Consider the following 22,394-nt stretch of genomic DNA (forward strand, 5'->3'; position numbering starts at 1 on the left):
TTATTAAGTACGCTCATATAGTAGGGATAAGTCCGATGAGGAGGGATGGTTTCCTTGAGCGTATCTGAAAAGCGTCTTTTACAACGAGCCATTGATGAAATTACAGAAATTGCAGAAGGATTTGGTCTAGATTTTTATCCGATGAGGTATGAAATCTGTCCCGCGGAGATTATTTATACATTCGGTGCATATGGCATGCCAACACGATTTAGCCACTGGAGCTTTGGAAAGCAATTTCACAAAATGAAGCTTCATTATGATTTAGGATTAAGCAAAATTTATGAGCTTGTGATTAATTCAAATCCTTGCTATGCCTTTCTCCTTGATAACAATTCGCTTGTTCAAAATAAACTAATTGTGGCTCATGTCTTGGCACACTGCGATTTCTTTAAAAACAACTGCCGTTTCCAAAACACAAAACGAGATATGGTGGAAAGTATGTCAGCGGCAGCAGAGCGAATTAAAGAATATGAACATATCCACGGTACAAAAGAAGTCGAGTCCTTTTTAGATGCTGTATTGGCATTGCAGGAGCATATTGATCCGTCGCTTGTTCGTTCAAAATTAAGCTGGAATCTTGACGATGAAGATGAATATGAAGAGGACAAACCAAAACGTCAAACGCCATATGATGATTTGTGGGGAATGGATGAACCGAAAACACGTGAGAAAAAGAAAACGATCAAGCAATTCCCCCCAAAGCCAGAAAAAGATATTTTGCTCTTTATCGAGGCACACTCCCGGGAGCTAGAGCCTTGGCAGCGGGATGTGCTGACGATGCTGAGAGAGGAAATGCTCTATTTTTGGCCACAGCTAGAAACGAAAATCATGAATGAAGGCTGGGCATCGTATTGGCACCAGCGGATTATGCGTGAACTTGATTTAGATTCAAGTGAATCGATTGAATTTGCCAAATTAAATGCAGGTGTCGTGCAGCCATCTAAGACAGGAATCAATCCTTACTATTTAGGGCTGAAGATTTTTGAAGATATTGAAGAGCGCTACGATCATCCATGCGAGGAATTAAAAAAAGCCGGAGTGACGGAAGGGTCCGGTCGCAGCAAAATGTTTGAAGTGCGAGAAATTGAATCAGACATTTCTTTTATTCGAAATTACTTAACGAAAGACCTTGTGATGAGAGAAGATTTGTACTTGTTTCAAAAGCAGGGGAGAGACTATAAAGTCATTGATAAAGAATGGAAGGCAGTCCGTGATCAGCTAGTCAGCATGAGGGTCAATGGCGGCTTTCCGTATTTGACAGTCATCGATGGCGACTATTTAAAAAACAACGAACTCTATATTAAACATTGGTATGAAGGCATTGAGCTTGATCTCAAATACTTAGAAAAGGTGCTTCCATATTTGTATCAGCTATGGGGAAGAAGTGTGCACATCGAGTCAGTTCTTGAAGGAAAAGAAGTGATGTTTTCATACGATGGAAAAGGGGTTCATAGGAAGTATCTCGCTTAATGATCAAAAAAGATGTCTACGACTAGACATCTTTTTTTGTGATTAGCACTTTATTGGTTTTTCAGCAGTTTGAAAATGTGTTTCGCTTGATCTGTATTTTCCATGAGCCCTTTTAGCTGTTCGCTTGTTGGTCCATAAGCATAAAATGGTACTTCATCCCCTGTATGACCTGATGTGGTCCAGCCTGTATGAGACCTTGTATTGATGACTTTTTCGATGGCATCATCAATTTGAACAGGATCTTTTGTTTCAGCTGCCTTTTGAATAGAGGCGATTTCCTCTTTTGTGAATCCAAGGTCGATGTATTGTTTGAGCGCAGTCTCGACCGTCATACCCCCTGCAATTTTATTTCCAATAAAATCAGGTGTCTTCTTTGCTGCTTTGACAGGCTGATAATCCCAGCTGCCCGAGCCGTCTGCCCCGAAGGAAAGGCCGCCAGTTGAATGATCTGCTGTCGTGATGACTAACGTGTTTTTATCCTTTTTTGCGAAACGAATGGCTTCTTCAAATGCTTTTTCAAAATCTTTCATCTCACTCATCGCACTGACAATATCGTGGTCATGTCCAGCCCAGTCAATTTGACTGCCTTCAACCATGAGGAAAAATCCTTTTTTGTTTTTAGACAGCTGTTTGATGGCTGAGGATGTCATGTCTTGCAAGGAAGGGGTCGTTTTATCACGATCAATTGCTTTATCGAGACCACCGTCAGCAAAAATGCCTAACAATTTTTGCTGTTTGTTTTTTTGTAAGTCAGCTTTATTGGTTACGTAACGATAGCCTGCTTTTTGAAATTCTTTCGTCAAATCACGATCTTTGCGGACAAAATCGATCAGTCCTCCGCCAAGCATGACATCGACTGTATGCTGTTTGCCAATTTTCTCATCGAAGAAATCATCAGCAATGGCTGCTGTGTTTTTTCTAGAAACATCGTGGGCGGCATACGCAGCAGGTGTCGCATTAGTTAATTCAGATGTGACGACGAGACCAGTAGACTTTCCTTTGCGTTTTGCTTCTTCTAATACTGTTTTTAGTTTTTTGCCATTTTTGTTTACACCAATGGCGTTGTTGTATGTCTTTTGACCAGTTGCCATGGCTGTACCAGCTGCTGCTGAATCAGTAATGTTACTTTTAGAATCATCAGGGTATGTTTTATGCATGCCAGTGAGGTAAGGGTCAAACGCTGTTTGCTTGGAAAGGTCACCGTTATGTTTAAATGAGCGGTAAGTTGAAAGGTAAGGTGTTCCCATGCCATCTCCAATGAGCACGATCACATTTTGTACGTCATTTTTTGGTTTCTTTTTAGCCTCAGCTTTGTCAGCCTGTCCAAATTCAATTCCTGAAAAAATACCAATCGATAACATTGATGCAGCTGCGATTGCAGCTATTTTCGTTTTCGAGCTTTTCAACACACTCATTCATTTTGCCTCCTCATTGTTTATGTATCGCTCTCTTACGTTTACAATGGTAGAGCAGAAGTGTGGATTCCAAATGACAACACCGTAAAGTTCACTTTAAAATTGTAAAGGTCCACTTTACATAGAATGAACCAAAAAGAGAAATGAATGTATGATTTATCTATGACAAGATGCATTTGTTTTGTCATGATTGTGTAATAAAAATGAAATAAAAAGAACCCTAAAAAAAAATAATTTTTGCCGAATTAATAAGCATAATGTCGTAGGAAGTCAAGACTATTTCTTCTGGTATTCGATCCTTATAATAGAAAGTAGATAAAAATTCGGATCACGATAGATACATACAGGAGGAACAAATGAAAAAACAATTGATCACAGCTGCAAGTGCAGTTCTACTTGGGACGACATTATTTGCCGGAGCTGCCTCAGCACAATCAGTAAAGGTTCAAAAAGGTGACTCTCTTTCTGTTCTAGCGAAAAAATACAAAACAACCGTGAGTAAGATTAAATCAGACAATAAACTGAAATCTAACACGATTTATGTTGGACAAACTTTAAAAGTGAATGGTACTTCTTCAAAAAAGGTAACGAAAACATCAAAAACAACAACAAAAGTAAAAGCGTCTTCAGCGACAGCCACTCATAAAGTTGTCAAAGGTGATACTTTATCTAAAATCGGCAAAAAATATGGAATGACAGTGAAAGAGCTGAAATCGTTAAATAAACTCAAAACAGATCTGATTAAAATTGGACAAAAGCTGAAAGTGAAAAAGACATCCAAAGTGAAACCAACACCTGTCAAAGAAAAAACAGTTGCTACTTCTTCTTTAAACACGTCTAAACTCGTAGCAGATGCGAAAGCACAAAACGGTACACCATATAAATGGGGTGGAACGACACCGAAAGGCTTTGATTGCAGCGGTTTTATGTGGTATATCATTAACAAACAAACAAAGATTTCAAGACAAACAACTGAAGGTTTTTGGGGATCAATGAAAAGCGTCTCAACACCTAAAGTTGGAGATTTTGTCTTCTTTACAACCTATAAATCTGGCCCATCTCACATGGGTGTCTACCTTGGGAACAACAAGTTTATCCACGCTGCTTCTGATGGTGTGACGATCAGCGATATGACTTCAAGCTATTGGAAGCCAATTTACCTTGGCGCAAAGACATTTGTAAACTAACATCATCTAGGGACTGCTTATAAAGCAGTCTCAGATTGTTGACAAAGGGCTAAAATGAACTTTATTTTAGCCCTTTGTCTTCTTTTTTTCAGCGTGATAGAAAACCTTTGCAGTCAATGAAAGAAAATAAAAACGATATCATAAAAAAGCCCATGCTGCTTGACATTAGCCAAGTAACACGGGCTTTTTATCTCATGAGATTTAAAAACCTAATTGAAGATCGACATCAATGGAGACGATCGCATAGACACAAACGATGACAAAAATATTGAGAACGACGCCTAGGAAACCTGGTCCAGTGCGGCCTTTTTTAATGAACAGTTCAATCACACCGAATGGAACTGCGGCCATTGCAAAAGGAAGCATTTGAAACGAATAAAATGTCACATTGCTAATAATGGCGAGGTTCAGCATGAGCAGCGATAAAATAGCGGTGCCGACCGAAATCCAGCCAAACACATTATGCTCTTTAAAAATTCTTACCAATTCCATAATTCCACCTCGCTCACTTTGGCCGTTTTAATGCGTTTTGTCTTCACAAATTTCTCTATTTCTTTAGAAGGACCTGTGACAACAGAACCGTAAACCGTGACACCATTTTGATTGATGTAGCGTATTCGGTTAGAGAGGTCAAGTTCAGGTCTGCCAGAGATCGTTTTTGCCCAGGATGGATGCTGGTTGACATAGGCGAGGGCATCTTTGAACTGATCAACCTCTGTTTTTGATGTGTGCTGAAGCTCTTTTAAAAATTCAGAGTCTTTCCCGGGAAAACCGATTGGACGCTGATTTCCACTTAATGAATCTTCTGTTTTGATCGCATTCCAAAGCACTTTCATATCATATTTTTTAGCAAATGAATACACGTCTTTCGGTGTGTATGCTTTGTCATAGGATACATATACTTCACTCACTGTTCCTTCAGGTAACTTGTCTAAAGTGGTGAGTGTTTGTTTTTTAGATGTATCTGCCTGCGACGAAGGGTGCGTAAAGAAATCCTCCGTATTACGTGCGCTGTCGCCATAATAAGAGATCGTAGGCTGCTTTAATTTATCGAAAAACATTTCGATTTGTTCACTACCGATGGCTTCTGTTTTATTGCCAATTTGTTTTTGTAGCTTAAGTTCTGTGTTCATACCAAACAGTTTGACCTGCCCTTTTAAATCCTTCATATCAATGGCGACGTTCGGTTTTGTTAGGGCGACTGTTACAGCGGCCGTTTCCATAAAATGATTGCCTTTACTGTCTGCTCCGCCAACGCCGTAGTATAGATAACTACCTAGTGTACAAAGCGGTAAAATAATCAGTGTAGATATGACAGCAAGCACAGAAATACGTAAATAGGACTTTCTTTTTCCGTATTGTAAAATGGCTTTTTGTTTTTCAGGACTGATGGAGAAGTCTGTCCAATCTGAGTCATTCAGTTCTTGGCTTAAGCGTTTTTCATTTTCTTCGAGCTCTTCTTCAAACGCCATCATTTCTTCCTCGTTCATCTCGCCATTATTATATTGTTCCCATCGCTTATTAAACTCTTCATTCATCATTAACACCTCTGTTATATAGTGCTTTTAGGCGCTGCCTTGCACGAAATAAAACACTTTTAAAATTTGCTTCAGTAATATTCATGACCTTGGATGCTTCTTTGTAATTCAGTTCTTTTAAATAATACAATGTCAACGCTTCCTTGTAGTTATCTGGAAGCTGCTCCAAATACATGTTGAGGACTTCTTTTATTTCAATCTGTTCAGCAGGACTTTGTACAGACGTTTGTAAAAGGCCGCCAATGAGATCATCCGATATGGTCACTTCTTTTTTATGTTTCCTGACATAATCAATAAAAGCATTTCGTGCCACCTGAAATAACCAAGGTTTCACTTTGCTATGGTCGTAGGAATGAATATGTATATAAGCACGCATAAAGGTTTCCTGCAATAAGTCCTCTGCCAAATGTTTGTCTTTTGTCATGGAGAGCAGAAACCTGTAAACATCGTTCATATACATTTGATAAATTTCATCGATCGTCACTGATTTTTCTCCCCTCTATGTTATACACGCATAAGAAAGGCATAAAGTTGCACGAAACTTCTCATAGGCCGTACATTACTCATCTCTTTCACCGAATCAAAATCATTTCTCCTTATCATAGCGAAATTTGCATCATTTATAAAGTGTTTTCAATAGAACAAATCAGGAAAAAAACTCAAAAAACGACAATTTCGGACACATTTCTTCCTCTATTCTCTCCTAAAAACACATACTTGAATACAGAAGGAGCGGTCTCTTAAGTGAAAAGATGATTTTTAGTGAACCGTCTCTATTTTATCAGCAGGAGAAAATTTTTAGTACCAGGTAATAAAAAATTTGTTATAATAGAAACAAATCCTTCATTCTTCAAACAAAGGAAGTGCACTATGTATAAATTTTCAGGCTATACCGTCAAAGCATTTTTTGCTCTCCGAGGCGGAATCAAAGTATATCAAAAAGAGAATCTGCCAACAGACCGGGGGTTTGTCATTGCTTGTACGCATGAGGGTTTTGTGGATGTTCTTGCATTAGGCGCAGGAATTCTTCCGTTTGAGATCCACTACATGGCGAAAAAAGAATTGTTTGCAAATAAATGGATCGGCGGATTTTTAAAGAAGATTCATGCTTTTCCAGTTGATCGAGAGAATCCTGGGCCAAGCAGTATTAAAACGCCCATTAAATTATTAAAAGAGGGGAAAATCGTTGGGATTTTTCCAAGCGGAACACGTACAACAGAAGATGTTCCTTTAAAAAGAGGGGCCGTTACGATTGCGCAGCTCGGCAAATCACCAATCGTACCAGCAGCGTACAAAGGACCTTCTAATGCAAAAAGCCTTTTTAAGAAGGGGAAAATGCGCTTAATTATTGGTGAACCGATTGAGCTGTCTGAATTTGATCATCTGCCGCCAAAAGAAAGATTAGGTGCGATGACAGAAGTATTAAACACAAGAATCAAAGAACTTGAAGCTAAGTTAATCGAAAAGGGATAAAGAAAACGACCACTTGCTAAGGCAAGGGTCGTTTTTTTCTTAAGAAGCGCCTTCTTCAGCTGCTTCTAATAGTTGTTCGTTTAGTTTTTTGACTTCGATGTATGCCACATGGTGTCCATCGACTTCATTAATGATAAATTCATAGCCTTGTTCACGAATCGCGTCATTTTTCTCGACTTCATATTTTTGTGTAAGGAACCAGCCGCCGATTGTGTCGACTTCTTCGTTATCAAGCTGAATACCTAGTAGCAGGTTAACTTGATCTACAAGGACCTTTCCATCAAAGATGTAGTGGTCTTCTCCCAATTTACGCACTTCGTTGATTTCATCAATATCGAATTCATCACGAATTTCACCGACGATTTCTTCAAGGATGTCTTCAACTGTTACAAGTCCTGCTGTACCGCCATATTCATCTGATAAAATGGCCATGTGTACACGCTCACGCTGCATTTTAAGCAGTAGATCATGAACAGGAACTGTTTCAATTACATGAATAATCGGGTTTACAAAATGTTCGATCGTATCACTTGTGGAACATTCACCACTAATACATGCAGTGAGTACTTCTTTAATATTCACAACACCGATAATGTTGTCTTTATCGCCATCTTCAATTGGATAACGTGTATATTTCTCGACTTTGGTCACTTTCAGCATTTCCTCAATCGTAATATCGTGCGGGAAGCTGACAACTTCGGTACGAGGAATCATAATTTCTTTCGCCAGACGGTCATCAAATTCAAAAATTTTATTCACATATTTGAATTCAGACTGGTTAATCTCGCCGCTCTTATAGCTCTCAGATAAAATAATCCGCAATTCTTCTTCAGAGTGCGCCATGTCATGCTCAGATACTTGTTGAAGACCAAATGCTTTCGTTAATAAACGAGCAGATCCATTTAACACCCAAATGAACGGAAACATCACTTTATAAAATATCATAAGCGGTCTAGCAAATAGAAGGGACACTTGCTCAGCCTTTTGAATGGCGAGTGTTTTCGGTGCAAGCTCTCCAACCACGACGTGTAAAAACGTCATAATACTAAACGCAATAATAAAAGTGACAATATGACTGGCTGATTGAGGAATGGACAGCTCTACAAATAGTGGAGCAAGCATGTGCGCAATTGTTTCTTCCCCTAACCAACCGATCCCAAGGGCGGTAATGGTAATACCGAGCTGACAGGCCGACAGATACTCATCAAGGTGAGTCGTGACATGCTTGACAGCAACTGCTGTTTTATTACCTTCTGCAATTAATTGATCAATTCTTGAGCTTCTTAAGCGAATGATCGCAAACTCCGATGCAACGAAAAACGCGGTTAAAGCTATAAGTAAAGCAACTATGAGTAAATTCACTATGTCCAATTAAGGCCTTCGTTCTGACTTTGAGAACGAAGGTAACACCTCCTGTTTAGTAAAAATTTTAACTTAACAGCAGTAAAAATGATTGGACAGCCGTCATTTTTTCAGGAGTAAGCTGCTCTTTTAGTTTTTCACGTTGTTCTGGCTGAAGCTGCTTACAACGTGCCAAAATGCGGTCCATATGCTCATTCATCCGATCGATATCAGAGGTTAAATGGACAAGTTCATCAGGATCTTCCTTTTGAGAAGGGAATTGTTCATCTAATCTGGATTTGATGTCAGAAAGAGCCAATCTCTGCTGTTTGCAAAGAACGATTAATTGTAATCGTTTTAAAGCATGTTCATCGTAATAACGATAATTAGAGCAAGATCTAACAGGCGCAAGCAACCCTAGATTCGTATAATAATCTACAGTTCGTTTCGTCACCTGTGCAATCTGTGCTAGTTCACCAATACGATACTTTTTCTCAGCCCCATCTGAACATCTCCTCCTAACCGTCACGTTATAGTTTATGAAAATAGTTTAATATAATTCGAGTCTGAAATACAAGATAATTGTTCAGATTTCCTGGCAATATGAAGAAACAAAGGGCATTTCCATCAATTTAGGTTGTCATCTTTAAAATACTGTAGCGATACAGGAATTTTCAGATTATTTATGGTAAGATAAAATGAATACCGTTTCATATATATGTAGAGAGACGGATTTTACGTGAACCGGAGGTGGTTAAGTGGGGCCCTCAAAGTAGTCTTATTTAATCAGTTAACCGTTTTGCAAAAGACAACATCATCAATCAGGAGGTGACTCCTTGTTCTTCTAAGAAAGAGCAAGGTTAAATGGACGATATTGTTAATCTGAGTATAGTCGGAGTTTTGATTGCTTTAACAGCTTTCTTTGTTGCATCTGAATTTGCCATTGTAAAGGTGAGAAGTTCAAGAATTAATCAGCTTGTTGCCGAAGGGTCCAAAAAGGCTATCATGGCGAAAAAGGTGACATCAAGGCTAGATGAATATTTGTCAGCCTGCCAGCTCGGTATTACAGTGACATCCCTTGGTTTAGGGTGGATCGGTAAACCGGCAGTAAAAGAACTTTTAGTTCGAGGTTTTGGTTTGACAAACATTCCTGATTCAGCAATCAGCCTGATCTCAGCAACACTTGCGTTCTCTATTATTACCTTTTTGCATGTAGTTGTTGGCGAGCTTGCACCAAAAACACTTGCCATACAAAAGGCAGAAAAAATGACGCTTTGGCTGTCAGGACCGCTGCATGCATTTTATATCCTTATGTACCCTTTCATTTATGTGTTGAACGGGTCAGCCCGTGTACTAACGAAAATGATGGGTATCGATATGGGGTCTGAAAAAGAACATTCCCATTCCGAAGAGGAATTAAAGATTTTATTATCTGAAAGCTTAAAAAATGGGGAAATCAACTCATCAGAGTATAATTATATGAACAAGATATTCGATTTTGATAATCGAATCGCAAGAGAAATTATGATACCGCGAAGAGAAATTTGTGCGATTCCAGAAGATATGCCGTTAGACGAAATACTGGTGATCATGACAAAGGAAAAGTACACACGCTTCCCAGTGTTTTCAGGGGATAAAGACCATGTCATTGGCATGCTCAACAAAAAGCAGCTCTTTGCAGATATTGTGTATCAAGGAGAAAAAGATCAACTGAAGCTTCAAGATTATATTTATCCAGTGATTGAAGTGATTGACACGATTCCAATTCAAGAGCTTCTCGTCAAGATGCAGCGCGATCGAATGCATATGGCGATTTTAACGGATGAATATGGCGGGACATCTGGACTTGTCACAACGGAGGATATTTTAGAAGAGATTGTTGGAGACATTCGAGATGAATTCGATGAAGATGAGCAGCCTGTCATTCAAAAGAGAGCGGAGCATCATTATATATTAGATGGAAAAGTAAGATTAGAGGAAGTTCAAGATTTGATCGAAATGTCATATCATGATGAAGAAATTGATACGATAGGCGGGCTAATCTTAAATGAGAACATTGATATCCGAGAAGGACAATCCATTTATCTTGATGATATTCGGATGAAGGTCTTGGAGATGGATGGACGCTATGTGAAAAAGATCGACCTGAAAAAAGGCGTCACATCATCAGAAAAAGAAAATACACGAACAGGGCTTGATATAAAAGAGCCACTGTTAGTAAATGAAATGACCTTGAGCGAAAAATAAGCTCAAGGTTTTTTTAGGTATTTAGCCTCTTTTTTAAGAATGTATGTTCGTATATAATAAGAACAAACGTTCGTAAAAGGGGGATGGACATGCTCTGGTATGAAACAGCAAGTATCACGGAGAAAAAAACCTCAATGAAACGTATTGAGTTTCATTTAAAAAATTTCAAGAATTATCAAGCAGCCATTTTAAATATTGAAAGACAGCTTGAAAAGCGAAGTTCTCTCCAACATCATCATATGGCACGTCAAAAATTAGAAGAGCAGAAAAGTCAGTATGAACTGATTGTTGCTTGTATTGAAACGGCTTTAAAAGAATTGGATGAAATAGAGCAGCAGCTCATTGATTATAAGTATTTTCGAGATTGGCGCATGGCAAAATGTGCAATCGAAATCGGCTATAGTGAGAAGACACTATTTTTAATGAAGCGCCAGTTGATGGATCAACTGCTCATCAGCCTAGCTGCCATCACAGATATTTAAAACAGAAGTTGTCCTATTTGATAAAACGCCGCAAAAAGGCATAAAGAGCCGATAATTGTCACAAGTAAATAGGCAGCAAGCTTTCCTATTTGACGCTGCATCAGCATCGTCGCAGATTCTACACTAAACGTAGAGAATGTGGTAAAGCCGCCAAAAAAACCAGTTCCTATGATCACTAGCAGTGGATGATTGGACGTTACAGCGCCTGTGAGAAAACCTAAACCGGCTGCACCTAATAAATTAATGAAAATAATACTGTACGGGAAAAGGGCATGGGATGGAGTTTTCTGGATTTTTTGGCTGATGAAGAAACGACATGCACTACCGATCCCTCCAGCTACAGCTGTATAAAAAAGAATCATTTATCTGCTTCCTTTCTGCTGCTTATTTTGATGAAAGAGCCGTTCAGCAAGGATCAGGCCAGCTAAAGCAGCGGCTACTCCAGCAATGACTGAGAGCAGGATGTACATCATACTTAAATTGAACTGCCCTGCCTGTAACAGAAGAACTGTCTCTTTAGAAAAGGTGGACATGGTCGTAAACCCGCCGCAAAACCCTGTCCCAATCAAAGCAACAAGATATTTTTTCCCTTTCTGAAATAGAAAGTATCCTGTCGCAAAACCAAGAAGCAGGCTGCCAGAAATGTTTTCAATCATCGTTGCATAGGGGAATGTCTGGCTGATGACAGTTTGGCTTAGTTCATATCTGCAAAGTGTACCAATCAATCCACCGATAAAAACGGCGAAATAAGTTTTCATCTGCATCATTTCTCCTTTTGAAAAAATAGCGGGTTATCCGTTACCACACCATCAATTGGGTATTTTTTGATTCGATCCGCTGTTTTTTGATCTTTTACAGTCCATATGAATACTTCCATTCCGAATGAATGAATACGATCAATCCACCATCTATTGATCATCGTTTTCTTCATATTAAGACCATTTGCAAACGAGCTGTATGTCGTTAACTTTCGTTTTGTTAGTTTAAATGCATCAGGCTTTATAATCAAAGCTGTGCGAAGAGAAGGGGCGAATGCTTTGATTCTTTGCAGTGCATGAACATCAAAAGATTGAATGATGATATGACGAGAATAGGAAAACCGATTGATGATGCGGGCAACTGCCTTTTCGATTCCTATCTGCCGTTTTGGGTGTTTGATCTCGATCAATATCCCAATCCGCTGACTGTATCTTTCAAGAATTTCTTGTAATGTTGGAATTCGTTCATTCGTATACTGTTGTTCAAACCAGCTTCCTGCGTCCAGTTTTTTCAACTGATCAAGTGTATAACTTTTGACTAAGCCGTTTCCGTTCGTCGTTCGATCAACGGTATCATCATGGATGACGACGACGTGCTGATCCATTGTCATTTGTACATCTAATTCAATATAATCTGCTCCTTGCTCGACAGCTACATCAAACGCAGCGATTGTATTTTCTGGGGCGGCGCTTGATGACCCTCTATGTGCGATAATATACACTTGCTCCAGCTCCCTGACATAAGTTCTGGTCTTATCATATCAAATGCTTTGGTGGTTTTCCTTCTTTACTATATGGAGAAGAAGAGCGCCGTATTATCATGGAACCTCATGTACCGAAAAAGCTTGATGTATCATTTTGAAAAGTTACAGGAATAGAGCAAGCTTTGATTGAGTAAACCTGAATTACATCAATTTTTCTTCGATCAATTTTGTCCAAATCGTCAGCGTTCGTCAAAATATTAGTGCTTTCGTCATGTTGACTGAAAATTCTGATGTTTTATAATGATGAAAAGGAGGCGAGATGATTGGGTAAAGGGAGAATTAGAGTGGAAGAACGTATTAAGGCCGAAACGGATGCTGAAATGTTTAAAGCGACTCTCCTTGATCAGGCTCAGAAGAAAAAGTAGTTTGCTGCCCGTCGATATGTCTCAAGCCAAAATTTCATAATTGAACATCATGCCTCGGGATAGGTCCCGAGGCTTTTTATATAGAGGTCAGACATTTAAGAGAGGACATAAACGAAGGTTATATTATAAACTAGAGAGGATTGTTTTAAAGGAGAGAGACAGAGATGTTTACACAAAAATGGATGGATACATATTTTACAGTCGATATTGCGATCCAAATAGGCATTAGCCTTTGTATTTTATTGCTTTTTTTATTACTTCGAAAAGTATTTACGAAATACTTGTTTCACCTGCTCTTTAAGCTGACAAACCGGTCTAAAACCGAAGTCATTAATCAAATTGTCGTGGCGTTTGAAAAACCTGCGAGGCTGTTTTTTGTGGCACTAGGTTTATATTTTGCGTTAAGACAAGCCCCATACTTTGAGCACCATATGGATGTCATTGTCAAATTGTATAGATCCTCTATTATTTTGATGCTGACGTGGGGACTTTGTAATCTAACCGCAGCTTCTTCCTTCTTATTTCAAAAAGTGAATTCAAAATTTGAATTAGAGATGGATGATATTTTAGCGCCATTTTTATCAAAGGTTCTTCGTTTTATTATTATTGCACTGAGTATTAGCGTCATTGCACAAGAGTTTAATTATGATGTGAACGGACTTGTGGCTGGGCTTGGTCTAGGTGGTCTTGCTTTTGCGCTCGCTGCGCAGGATACAGTGGCGAACTTTTTTGGAGGAATTGTGATTATTACAGAGAAGCCTTTTACAATGGGCGATTTTGTAGAGACTCCAAGTGTACTTGGGACTGTAGAGGACATTACCTTCCGAAGCACAAAATTTAGAACACCTGCTGAAGCGGTGGTGACCGTGCCAAATTCGACCCTTTCAAAGGAGCCGATCACAAATTGGACGAGAATGAATAAACGTCAAATTACGTTCTCCGTTCGCGTATCTTACAATACACCGAAAGAAAACATTGATAAGTGCATCAAACGTCTGAAACAAATGCTTTATGAGCATGATGGGGTTCATAAGGAAACGATTATGGTGAATCTCGATGTGCTGGCAGACAGCTATTTAAACTTATTCTTCAACTTTTATACAAACACAATCGCTTGGTCTGAAAACCTGGATATTAAGCAGGATATTAACTATCGCATTATTGATATTTTCCATGAAGAAGGGGTAGAATTTGCTTTCCCTGGACAGACCATTTATATGAAACAAAAAGGTGAGAAACAGCTCGGTGAATAAAGGAGGAATGGTGGTTGGATCAAACAAAAGTGGCAGCGCTAAGAGAGAGATTATCAAAGGTCTCACATATTACGGTCCTTTCAGGTGCTGGGATGAGCACAGAATCGGGAATTCCCGATTTTAGATCAACGGGTGGACTATGGACAGAAGATACCTCTCGCATGGAGGCAATGAGCCGGTCTTACTTTTTATCACATCCTCATCAATTTTGGCCGAAATTCAAAGAATTGTTTCAAATGAAGATGAGTGGAGAGTACGAGCCAAACGCTGGACATGCTTTTTTAGCCAATTTAGAAAAGCAAGGAAAACGCGTGGATATTTTCACGCAAAATATCGATGGTCTGCATAAAAAAGCGGGAAGCCAGCATGTGTATGAACTGCATGGTTCCATTCAAACAGCTACATGTCCATCATGCGGGTCAACATACGAACTGCCTTATTTATTACAAGAAGAGGTGCCGGTTTGTGAGCGGATTTCATCAGACGGCCGCACATGTGGACGAGTACTTAAAACAGATGTTGTCCTTTTTGGAGACATGGTGAAGCACTTTGATCAAGTGGAGAAATCGCTCCAGCAAACGGACATGCTGCTCGTCATGGGAACTTCCTTGGAAGTGGCACCAGCACGATATATTCCAGAAGATGCTGCTCATCATCCTTCCATCTTTAAGGTCATGATGAATTTAAGTGAAACGGAATTCGATCCGCTGTTTGATCTTGTCTTTCACGAACGAATTGGCGAGCTTGTGAATGCTTTATAAATCATAAAAAACCCGCATCCAACAGGTGCGGGTTTTCTTTATTGCTGTAGTGGCTTCATTGTTTCATCAAGGACTTCAAACGTGTAGCCCTTTGCCTTTAATTGTGTGATCAGACTGTTTAAGTATTTTGCGGTAGCTGGTTGATCATGCATTAAGATGATTTTTGGCTCTTTCGGGTACTTGGTTTCAAGCACTTGCAGCTGATTTAATACTTCTGGTACATATTTTGAGCTTTTATATTTCCAGTCAAGACTGTCAATGGTCCAGTCCCAGTATACAAAGCCTTTTTGTTTTAAACGTGTTTTTTGCTGGTCTGTTAAGTTTGGAGAACTGCCATAAGGTGTTCTCACAAGATGTGTATATTCACCAGTAACAGAAGCCAATATACGTTGATCTTCTTTCATCTCATTTACAGGAGAATCACTTTTTTGATAAAAGCGTTTCACATCATGCGTGATGCCATGAAGTCCTAATTGATGACCTTCTTGATGAAGTCTTTTCACAGCTGCTGGGTGTTCTTTGATTTGCGGCCCGAGCATAAAGAATGTGGCCTTCACTTGCTGTGATTTTAGCACATCTAACAGCTGATTTGATGTAGCAGAAGGGCCATCATCAAAGGTCAAAAAGATCGTTTGATCCGTTACATGTTTGTTTGGATTGATCTTAAAATGTGCATCTAATGTTTTTGGCGAATCATCTTTTGCTTTCAGACTTGTACTTGTGTCTCGAAATGGACTGCTCGCAGACACTTCATTCGGTTGATCTGCTGCCTGCATATTGGTTTTAGATATATCCCAAATGAAAAAAAGGATCAATGTCAGAATGACTAGACCAATTGCCTTTGAGAGCAGCATCGTGTTTGAAGGTGTCTGTTTTTTCGTAACCCGTTGCATTACAATCGCTCCAATAAATCAGTAGTTTGTGTCGAATCATGTAGTGGATTCTGTCTTTTTTCGCTGTTTTTTGTCGTGCTCATATGGAGTAAGTATACAGGAAAAAAGAGCCTATGAATATAGAAGATGCTAAAAAATTGGAATCTTTTTGGTTATGAATCTATATTTGTTACAATAGAAGGTTATCCAGTCAAATGGATATGAAATAATTCTGAATAATCATTGAAACGTTTACATTTATCCGCTAAGATAGCATCAGATTCAACCATTAAGCAAAGCGAAGGGGAGATTCCATATGAAAGTATTGTACAATGGGGATTTTATTGAAAAAAAAGATGCACATGTTGATATTGAAGACAGAGGCTATCAATTTGGCGACGGAGTCTATGAGGTCATCCGCGTATATAATGGAACTTTGTTTACATTAAAAGAGCATACTGAGCGTCTATTCAAGAGTGCAAAGGAAATCGGCATTCATCTGCAAGGTACAGTATCCGATATGGAAGAGAATTTGAAGAAGCTAGTCGCAGATAATCAAGTGATTGATGGTGGCGTGTATATTCAAGTCACGCGAGGCGTCGCACCTCGTAAACATCAATATGGTGCACTTACCCCTCAGATTACGGCATATACATTTCAAGTGAAAAAGCCTATTCAAGAGCAGACAGCTGGTGCGAAAGCTCTATTGTCTGAAGATCTTCGCTGGTTAAGATGTGATATTAAAAGCTTAAACCTTTTATATAACGTCATGGAAAAGCAGAAAGCGTCTGAAGCTGGTGCGTTTGAAGCGATTTTAATAAGAGACGGCTTTGTGACAGAGGGGACGTCCTCGAATGTGTATGCCGTCATTGACGGTGTCATTCGTACACACCCAGCAAATAACCTGATTTTAAACGGCATTACACGTAGAAAGCTGCTAGAGGTTTGTCAGGAAGAAGGATGTCGTGTGGAAGAAACCCGCATGAGTAAAGACGAACTTTTGCATGCACAGGAAATTTTCATTAGTTCAACGACAGCTGAAGTGATTCCAATTGTAGAGATAGATGGTCAGCCAGTTGGGGAAGGTGTTCCAGGGGAGATCACGAAGCGTGTACAGGAAGGGTTCCAGAAAAAAATTAAGCATGAAAGCGAAGCATCTATTTCTTCGTAAAAGGAAAAAGGCTGTAAACCAATGTTTACAGCCTTTCAGCGTGTAGACAAACCCTCGCATTCGGTGTCAGTCCTGCGTGCTGGTGCTCACGAATGTCAAATTCGCTCCGCGCCAGTACTCGTCCTTCCTAGGGCTGCAAAGGTTTTCTATCACGCTGAAAAGAAGACAAAGGGCTAAAATAAAGTTCATTTTAGCCTTTTGTGATGACATTTATTTCACGATCAGTACAGGTATATCTGATTTGGACGATAACTTTTCACTCACACTGCCAAAGAGCATTTTTTTCAATCTGCTTTGGTCACGTGCTCCCATGACGATGAGGTCTGCTGAAATCTCTTCAGCGTATTCGATAATCGCTTCTGCAGGCTCCCCTTCAACAATTTCAATCGCAGCTTCAAACTGCTCTTCATTTAACAGCATTCTTGCTTCTGCAACGACCTCTTCTGTATGGTCTTCAAAAATCAAGGGACTTTGCTGTTCATCATGAGGTACATACACAGGGGGTGTTTGAAGGTCTGCCATGCCGCCTCCGATATAAGCGCCGCCAGTCATTGGGCGAGGTGCATCAAACACCTGTCTGCTGGATTTCCCATCATGAGCGTAGGCAATGGTCAGCTTGGCATGCAAAGTTTTGGCTAAAGCGATTGCCTTCTTTAATGCTTTCTTACTGTCTTCATGTCCATCAAACGCAACGACCATCCGATCAGCTTGAAACAATGTCCTCATTCCTTTCAAAAGGAGTCTATACGTTCATGGTATACCCGATATCTGAAAAAGATACACATAAAGGGTGTGAACTTTTTGTTAGAAAATTTCATTTATTGAAAAATATTTATTGACAAAATGGTGACAGCCACTATAAGATAAAAAAAGATTCAAGAGCCAAAAGGAGGAAATGTCATGTGCAACATCATTGGAAGAATGAAATCAAACTGCATGAATGGGTTGATTCACGTGACAATTACACCTTCATTGGTCATTGAAAAGGGACTCGTATGTTCCAATTGATCGGATGAATCAAGGCGTATGTTGCGTATTTGTCAACATGCGCCTTTTTATCATGTATAAAAGAGGCGTACCAGTCAGCTGGTTGCCTCTTTTTTTGTTGTATACATTTCGTATATCGAAATAATGGAATGCATCAACAACTAAATGAAGAGGAGTGAAAGCATGTGAACATGCCAAAGGCAAGACAAATGACAAAAGCTCAAAAAACGAAACAAGGTGACAATCAGGAAAATATAGAAAGCGGCTAGCTTTAAAAGGAGAGACAAACATGTTTTCAGTATTTGTGAAATTAGGCTGGTTCTTTAAACAAGAGTGGAGGCGCTATACAATCGCCATTACACTGCTGCTCATTGTGAATGTACTTGAAATGCTGCCACCGAGGTATCTAGGTCAAGCAGTTGATGACATTCGGTCTGGTCAATTTACAACATCCAGTATTCTGTTTTACGTAACCATTTTTTGCTTACTTGGTGTCAGTGTCTATGCGCTCACTTATTTTTGGATGTACCAGTTATTTGGCGGCGCGAATGTCATGGAACGTGTGATGCGCGGAAAATTAATGCGCCACTTACTTAAGATGACACCCACCTTTTATGAAAAGAAAAAAACCGGAAATTTAATGGCGTTAGGTACAAATGATTTGAATGCTGTGGCTTTAACAACAGGCTTTGGCGTTTTAACATTAGTCGATTCCACTGCTTACATGCTGATGATCTTTTTTACGATGGGACTGACGATCAGCTGGAAATTAACTTTAATGGCCATTATTCCGATGCCGCTGATGGCGATTTTGATAGCGTTTTATGGCAGTAAAATTCATGAACGCTTTACAGTCGCTCAAGATGCATTTGGTGATATGAATGATCGTGTATTAGAATCAGTTGCCGGCGTTCGGGTGATTCGGTCTTTTGTACAGGAAAAACAAGATGTGAATCGCTTTCGAGAAATGACAGATGATGTTTTTCAAAAAAATATGAGAGTGGCGATCATTGATTCATTGTTTGAGCCGACGGTGAAATTGCTTGTGGGGATCAGTTATTTAATCGGTATCGGTTACGGCGCATATCTTGTGTTCCAAAGTGATTTAACCATTGGTGAGCTTGTTGCATTTAACGTCTATCTGGGGATGATGATCTGGCCAATGTTTGCCATTGGTGAATTGATTAATATCATGCAAAGAGGAAATGCCTCATTAGACCGGTTGAATCATACACTCAGTTATCAACCGGATGTAACTGACGTAGCCAAGCCAAAAACATTACAAGAGCCTGGCGATATTCGATTTGAACATGTGACATTTAGGTATCCAACTTCCTCTAAAGATAATCTAACGGATGTCTCCTTTACTGTACGAAAAGGGCAAACGATTGGTATTACAGGAAAAACGGGAAGCGGAAAAACAACGATTGTCAAACAGCTTCTTCGTCAGTATCCGACAGGTGATGGAAAGATCTTGTTTTCAGGTGTTCCAATTGAGGACATTGAATTGGATCAACTGTTCCAATGGATTGGCTATGTTCCGCAAGATCATGTCCTTTTCTCTAAAAGTGTAGAAGAGAATATGCGTTTCGGTCATAGAGACGCGAGAGAAGCTGAATTAGCACAAGCGATTAAAGATGCTTACTTTGAAAAGGATTTACGCCTTTTACCAGAAGGCTTGGAAACCATGGTTGGAGAAAAGGGAGTGGCGCTGTCAGGAGGACAGAAGCAGCGGATTTCCATTGCACGTGCTTTATTAATTGATCCAGACATTTTGATTTTGGATGACTCGTTATCTGCAGTTGATGCAAAAACAGAAACGGCTATTTTAGAGAATTTAAGACAAAATCGTCATGGAAAAACGACATTTATTACAACCCACCGTCTATCAGCTGTAGAGCATGCGGATCTCATTCTTGTCATGGAAGAAGGACGTATTGTTCAAAAGGGAACCCATCAAGCGCTTATTCAGCAAGATGGATGGTATAAAGAGCAATTTCTGCGTCAGCAGCTGACAAATCAGCTGGAAGGAGGGGATGAGGCATGACAACAGGGAGAAGACTTCTTGCCTATGCACTCCTATATAAAAAAGTATTGTCTGTTGCTTTGATCTTTCTGATCATTGCAGTTGGTGCTGAGTTGACAGGACCTTTCATTGGGAAAAAAATGATTGATGATCATATTTTAGGTGTAGAAAAACCGTATGTTGAGGTAAATGAAAAAACAGATAAAACGGTTTATTACCAGGGAAATAACTATATAAGAAGTGACCGGCTACAGAATCAAAATGAAGATGGAAAGCAAATCAATGTCGTGCAAGTCGGATTTGGGTACTATTTTGTGAATGAACCGATTCGCTTTGACGGGAGCCGGACAATAGAAGGGGATCAGCTCACCATTGAAAATGGGAGCGAGCGTGAGACGTATCAGGTACAGCGTTTATCCAAAGAGGAAATCTTCGCTTTTTATCAGCCGGAAATCAGTGGTTTGGTGCAGCTTGTTCTATTTTATTTTGGGATGCTCGTCATTGCGATTTTCTTTCAATATGGGCAGCACTATTTACTCCAGCGTATTGCAAATCGCATTATTCAAAAAATGCGAGTGGACGTATTTGAACATATTCAAACGCTTCCGATTCGGTATTTTGATAATTTACCGGCTGGAAAGGTTGTCGCGCGGATTACCAATGACACAGAAACCATTCGTGATTTATATGTCACAGTACTAGCGAATTTCGTCACGAGTGCCATTTACATGATTGGCATTTATATCGCCATGTTTTTATTAAATGTGAAGCTGGCGCTCATTTGTTTAGTGGCTGTTCCGATTATTTTCCTATGGTCGATGACTTACAGAAAGTTTGCGTCGGTTTACAATCATCGCATTCGATCCATCATCAGTGAAATTAATGCCAAGCTAAATGAAGCCATTCAAGGAATGACGATTATTCAAGCATTTCGACATGAACAAGCAACAAAAGAAGAATTTGATGAGCTGAATAACAATCACTTTCGATATCAGCGAAAGATGCTTCATTTAAATTCACTGCTCTCACATAACTTGGTGAATCTGCTTCGGAACTTAGCATATGTCGCACTCATTTGGTATTTTGGCGGTGCGTCCTTAAGTGCCACGGGCATTGTATCGATTGGGGTGCTCTATGCATTTGTCGATTATTTAAATCGTTTGTTCCAGCCGATTACAGGCATTGTGAATCAATTTTCTAGATTAGAATTAGCAAGGGTTTCATCTGAACGGGTCTTTCGATTATTAGATGAGCCTGGTACTGAAGTGGAAGAACCGGTTCAGAAGAAAATCGAGGGGCACGTTCAATTTCAGGATGTTACCTTTGCGTATAATGAAGGGAAAAATGTATTAAAGAACATCACCTTTGAGGCGAAAAAAGGTCAGACGGTGGCACTCGTTGGACATACCGGTTCTGGGAAAAGTTCGATCATGAATTTGCTACTGCGTTTTTATGATATTCAGCATGGGGATATCCTCATTGATGGAAAAAGCATCTATGATCAGTCGCGCCAAACGTTGCGTAAACAAATGGGCATTGTACTTCAAGATCCTTATTTATTTTCTGGAACGATCGCATCCAATGTCAGTTTAGGAAATGAAGACATTAAAAGAGAAACGATTGAAACATCGTTAAAGCAAGTGGGCGCAGCAGAACTATTAAAGCATTTGCCTGAAGGTTTTGATGAACCAGTTGTTGAAAAGGGGAGTACTCTTTCCTCTGGGGAGCGTCAATTGATTTCATTTGCCCGTGCACTGGCATACGATCCAGCGATCTTAATTCTAGATGAAGCGACGGCTAACATCGATACAGAAACAGAAGCCATCATTCAACGGGCACTAGATGTCGTCAAAGAAGGACGAACCACTTTTGTCATTGCACACCGATTATCTACTATTAAGAAAGCTGACATGATTTTGGTGTTAGAAAAGGGTGAGATTGTCGAGCGCGGCAGCCACGAAGAGCTCATGGAGCAAGGCGGACTGTATGCGCAAATGTACGAATTACAAAAGGGAGCTGTGACGAGCAGCTAATGAAGTATTTTAATATAGAAAGCCTCTTTCAACTGAAAGAGGCTTTTCTCAGTGGTGAAACTCAAGTAACTTTAATATTAATAGGAAGATATATTTTTGTAATTATGAATCAATATCACATATGTGAAATAAGATATGTAAAATGGTTAATTAATGAATTTTTATACATATTTTTTAGTTTTTTTATCCAAAAATATATGATTTTCTCTTATTTGTGATATTATATTCTTGTATCAAAAAACAGGAGGATT

The 22,394-nt window shown here is 39.5% G+C and carries 22 protein-coding genes; 11 read left to right on the forward strand and 11 right to left on the reverse strand.

Translation table 11 applies throughout. The features are described from left to right. Positions 1 to 54: 54 nt before the first annotated feature. Positions 55 to 1,470: a SpoVR family protein gene (locus ABG082_RS04675; RefSeq protein ID WP_017360348.1), complete on the forward strand. Its 1,416-nt coding sequence runs from the start codon at positions 55 to 57 to the stop codon at positions 1,468 to 1,470. A gap of 50 nt (positions 1,471 to 1,520) precedes the next feature. On the opposite strand, the gene ABG082_RS04680 is transcribed toward ABG082_RS04675, so the two are convergent. Beyond that, positions 1,521 to 2,885, reverse strand: coding sequence for an alkaline phosphatase (locus ABG082_RS04680; RefSeq protein ID WP_348936608.1), 1,365 nt, complete (start codon positions 2,883 to 2,885; stop codon positions 1,521 to 1,523). 356 nt (positions 2,886 to 3,241) lie between these two features. On the opposite strand from ABG082_RS04680, the gene ABG082_RS04685 reads away from it, so the two are divergent. Then, positions 3,242 to 4,072: a C40 family peptidase gene (locus ABG082_RS04685; protein WP_008348987.1), complete on the forward strand. Its 831-nt coding sequence runs from the start codon at positions 3,242 to 3,244 to the stop codon at positions 4,070 to 4,072. Positions 4,073 to 4,273: 201 nt separating this feature from the next. Here the strand turns inward: ABG082_RS04685 and ABG082_RS04690 are convergent, their stop codons facing one another. Genes ABG082_RS04690 through ABG082_RS04700 form a run of 3 tightly spaced genes read right to left on the reverse strand, consistent with a single transcriptional unit; the run spans position 4,274 to position 6,094 of the window. Further along, positions 4,274 to 4,564, reverse strand: a complete 291-nt coding sequence (locus ABG082_RS04690) for a hypothetical protein (RefSeq protein ID WP_008348984.1) — start codon at positions 4,562 to 4,564, stop codon at positions 4,274 to 4,276. After that, positions 4,552 to 5,610 (reverse strand): anti-sigma factor, encoded by a 1,059-nt coding sequence (locus tag ABG082_RS04695; protein WP_024719964.1) that lies wholly within the window; start codon positions 5,608 to 5,610, stop codon positions 4,552 to 4,554. The genes ABG082_RS04690 and ABG082_RS04695 overlap by 13 nt, the downstream gene beginning before the upstream one ends. After that, positions 5,603 to 6,094: a sigma-70 family RNA polymerase sigma factor gene (locus tag ABG082_RS04700; RefSeq protein ID WP_008348979.1), complete on the reverse strand. Its 492-nt coding sequence runs from the start codon at positions 6,092 to 6,094 to the stop codon at positions 5,603 to 5,605. Before ABG082_RS04700 ends, ABG082_RS04695 begins: the two co-directional genes overlap by 8 nt. A gap of 386 nt (positions 6,095 to 6,480) precedes the next feature. Here ABG082_RS04700 and ABG082_RS04705 point away from each other — a divergent pair, with 386 nt between their 5' ends. After that, positions 6,481 to 7,083, forward strand: coding sequence for a 1-acyl-sn-glycerol-3-phosphate acyltransferase (locus tag ABG082_RS04705; RefSeq protein WP_017360344.1), 603 nt, complete (start codon positions 6,481 to 6,483; stop codon positions 7,081 to 7,083). 39 nt (positions 7,084 to 7,122) lie between these two features. Here ABG082_RS04705 and ABG082_RS04710 read toward each other — a convergent pair whose 3' ends face one another. Next, positions 7,123 to 8,454 (reverse strand): hemolysin family protein, encoded by a 1,332-nt coding sequence (locus ABG082_RS04710; RefSeq protein WP_007497105.1) that lies wholly within the window; start codon positions 8,452 to 8,454, stop codon positions 7,123 to 7,125. A gap of 58 nt (positions 8,455 to 8,512) precedes the next feature. Then, positions 8,513 to 8,953: a MerR family transcriptional regulator gene (locus ABG082_RS04715; RefSeq protein WP_008348973.1), complete on the reverse strand. Its 441-nt coding sequence runs from the start codon at positions 8,951 to 8,953 to the stop codon at positions 8,513 to 8,515. Positions 8,954 to 9,288: 335 nt separating this feature from the next. Here ABG082_RS04715 and ABG082_RS04720 point away from each other — a divergent pair, with 335 nt between their 5' ends. Both ABG082_RS04720 and ABG082_RS04725 read left to right on the forward strand, forming a co-directional pair. Further along, the gene (locus ABG082_RS04720; protein ID WP_050827096.1) at positions 9,289 to 10,671 is read left to right on the forward strand and encodes a hemolysin family protein; all 1,383 of its coding nucleotides are present in this window, start codon (positions 9,289 to 9,291) and stop codon (positions 10,669 to 10,671) included. 89 nt (positions 10,672 to 10,760) lie between these two features. Continuing rightward, on the forward strand, positions 10,761 to 11,153 hold the full coding sequence (locus ABG082_RS04725; protein ID WP_017360342.1) for a hypothetical protein: 393 nt from the start codon (positions 10,761 to 10,763) through the stop codon (positions 11,151 to 11,153). On the opposite strand, the gene ABG082_RS04730 is transcribed toward ABG082_RS04725, so the two are convergent. From ABG082_RS04730 to ABG082_RS04740, 3 genes are read right to left on the reverse strand one after another with little or no spacing between them, the layout of a single operon-like run. After that, a complete protein-coding gene (locus tag ABG082_RS04730) occupies positions 11,150 to 11,515 on the reverse strand; it encodes a CrcB family protein (RefSeq protein WP_348936609.1) in 366 nt (121 codons plus the stop codon). The two genes, ABG082_RS04725 and ABG082_RS04730, sit on opposite strands and share 4 nt — an antisense overlap. Continuing rightward, entirely contained in the window at positions 11,516 to 11,917 is a 402-nt protein-coding gene (gene crcB, locus ABG082_RS04735; RefSeq protein ID WP_348936610.1) for a fluoride efflux transporter CrcB, read from the reverse strand. Next, complete coding sequence (locus tag ABG082_RS04740) at positions 11,917 to 12,633, reverse strand: glycerophosphodiester phosphodiesterase family protein (protein WP_348936611.1); 717 nt, start codon at positions 12,631 to 12,633, stop codon at positions 11,917 to 11,919. The genes crcB and ABG082_RS04740 overlap by 1 nt, the downstream gene beginning before the upstream one ends. A gap of 305 nt (positions 12,634 to 12,938) precedes the next feature. Here ABG082_RS04740 and ABG082_RS04745 point away from each other — a divergent pair, with 305 nt between their 5' ends. The 3 genes from ABG082_RS04745 (at position 12,939) to ABG082_RS04755 (ending at position 15,054) form a co-directional block, all read left to right on the forward strand. Next, positions 12,939 to 13,040 carry a YhdX family protein gene (locus tag ABG082_RS04745; RefSeq protein ID WP_017360338.1) on the forward strand — a complete coding sequence of 34 codons (102 nt, stop codon included), beginning with the start codon at positions 12,939 to 12,941 and terminating at the stop codon, positions 13,038 to 13,040. A gap of 164 nt (positions 13,041 to 13,204) precedes the next feature. Beyond that, positions 13,205 to 14,293: a mechanosensitive ion channel family protein gene (locus tag ABG082_RS04750; protein WP_348936612.1), complete on the forward strand. Its 1,089-nt coding sequence runs from the start codon at positions 13,205 to 13,207 to the stop codon at positions 14,291 to 14,293. A gap of 14 nt (positions 14,294 to 14,307) precedes the next feature. Beyond that, complete coding sequence (locus tag ABG082_RS04755) at positions 14,308 to 15,054, forward strand: NAD-dependent protein deacylase (RefSeq protein WP_282833488.1); 747 nt, start codon at positions 14,308 to 14,310, stop codon at positions 15,052 to 15,054. A 38-nt stretch (positions 15,055 to 15,092) separates the two neighbouring features. On the opposite strand, the gene ABG082_RS04760 is transcribed toward ABG082_RS04755, so the two are convergent. Next, on the reverse strand, positions 15,093 to 15,947 hold the full coding sequence (locus tag ABG082_RS04760; protein ID WP_035703432.1) for a polysaccharide deacetylase family protein: 855 nt from the start codon (positions 15,945 to 15,947) through the stop codon (positions 15,093 to 15,095). A gap of 295 nt (positions 15,948 to 16,242) precedes the next feature. Between ABG082_RS04760 and dat the strand changes: the two genes are divergently transcribed. Further along, positions 16,243 to 17,097: a D-amino-acid transaminase gene (gene dat, locus ABG082_RS04765; protein WP_008348952.1), complete on the forward strand. Its 855-nt coding sequence runs from the start codon at positions 16,243 to 16,245 to the stop codon at positions 17,095 to 17,097. 210 nt (positions 17,098 to 17,307) lie between these two features. Here dat and ABG082_RS04770 read toward each other — a convergent pair whose 3' ends face one another. Next, positions 17,308 to 17,814, reverse strand: a complete 507-nt coding sequence (locus tag ABG082_RS04770; protein WP_008348950.1) for a universal stress protein — start codon at positions 17,812 to 17,814, stop codon at positions 17,308 to 17,310. 559 nt (positions 17,815 to 18,373) lie between these two features. Between ABG082_RS04770 and ABG082_RS04775 the strand changes: the two genes are divergently transcribed. Next, positions 18,374 to 20,131: an ABC transporter transmembrane domain-containing protein gene (locus ABG082_RS04775; RefSeq protein WP_035703435.1), complete on the forward strand. Its 1,758-nt coding sequence runs from the start codon at positions 18,374 to 18,376 to the stop codon at positions 20,129 to 20,131. Continuing rightward, positions 20,128 to 22,143, forward strand: coding sequence for an ABC transporter ATP-binding protein (locus ABG082_RS04780; protein ID WP_035703438.1), 2,016 nt, complete (start codon positions 20,128 to 20,130; stop codon positions 22,141 to 22,143). Before ABG082_RS04775 ends, ABG082_RS04780 begins: the two co-directional genes overlap by 4 nt. The last annotated feature ends 251 nt before the right edge of the window (positions 22,144 to 22,394 follow it).

Source organism: Bacillus sp. BS1807G30, from assembly GCF_040047675.1.
Lineage (GTDB): Bacteria > Bacillota > Bacilli > Bacillales > Bacillaceae > Bacillus > Bacillus altitudinis.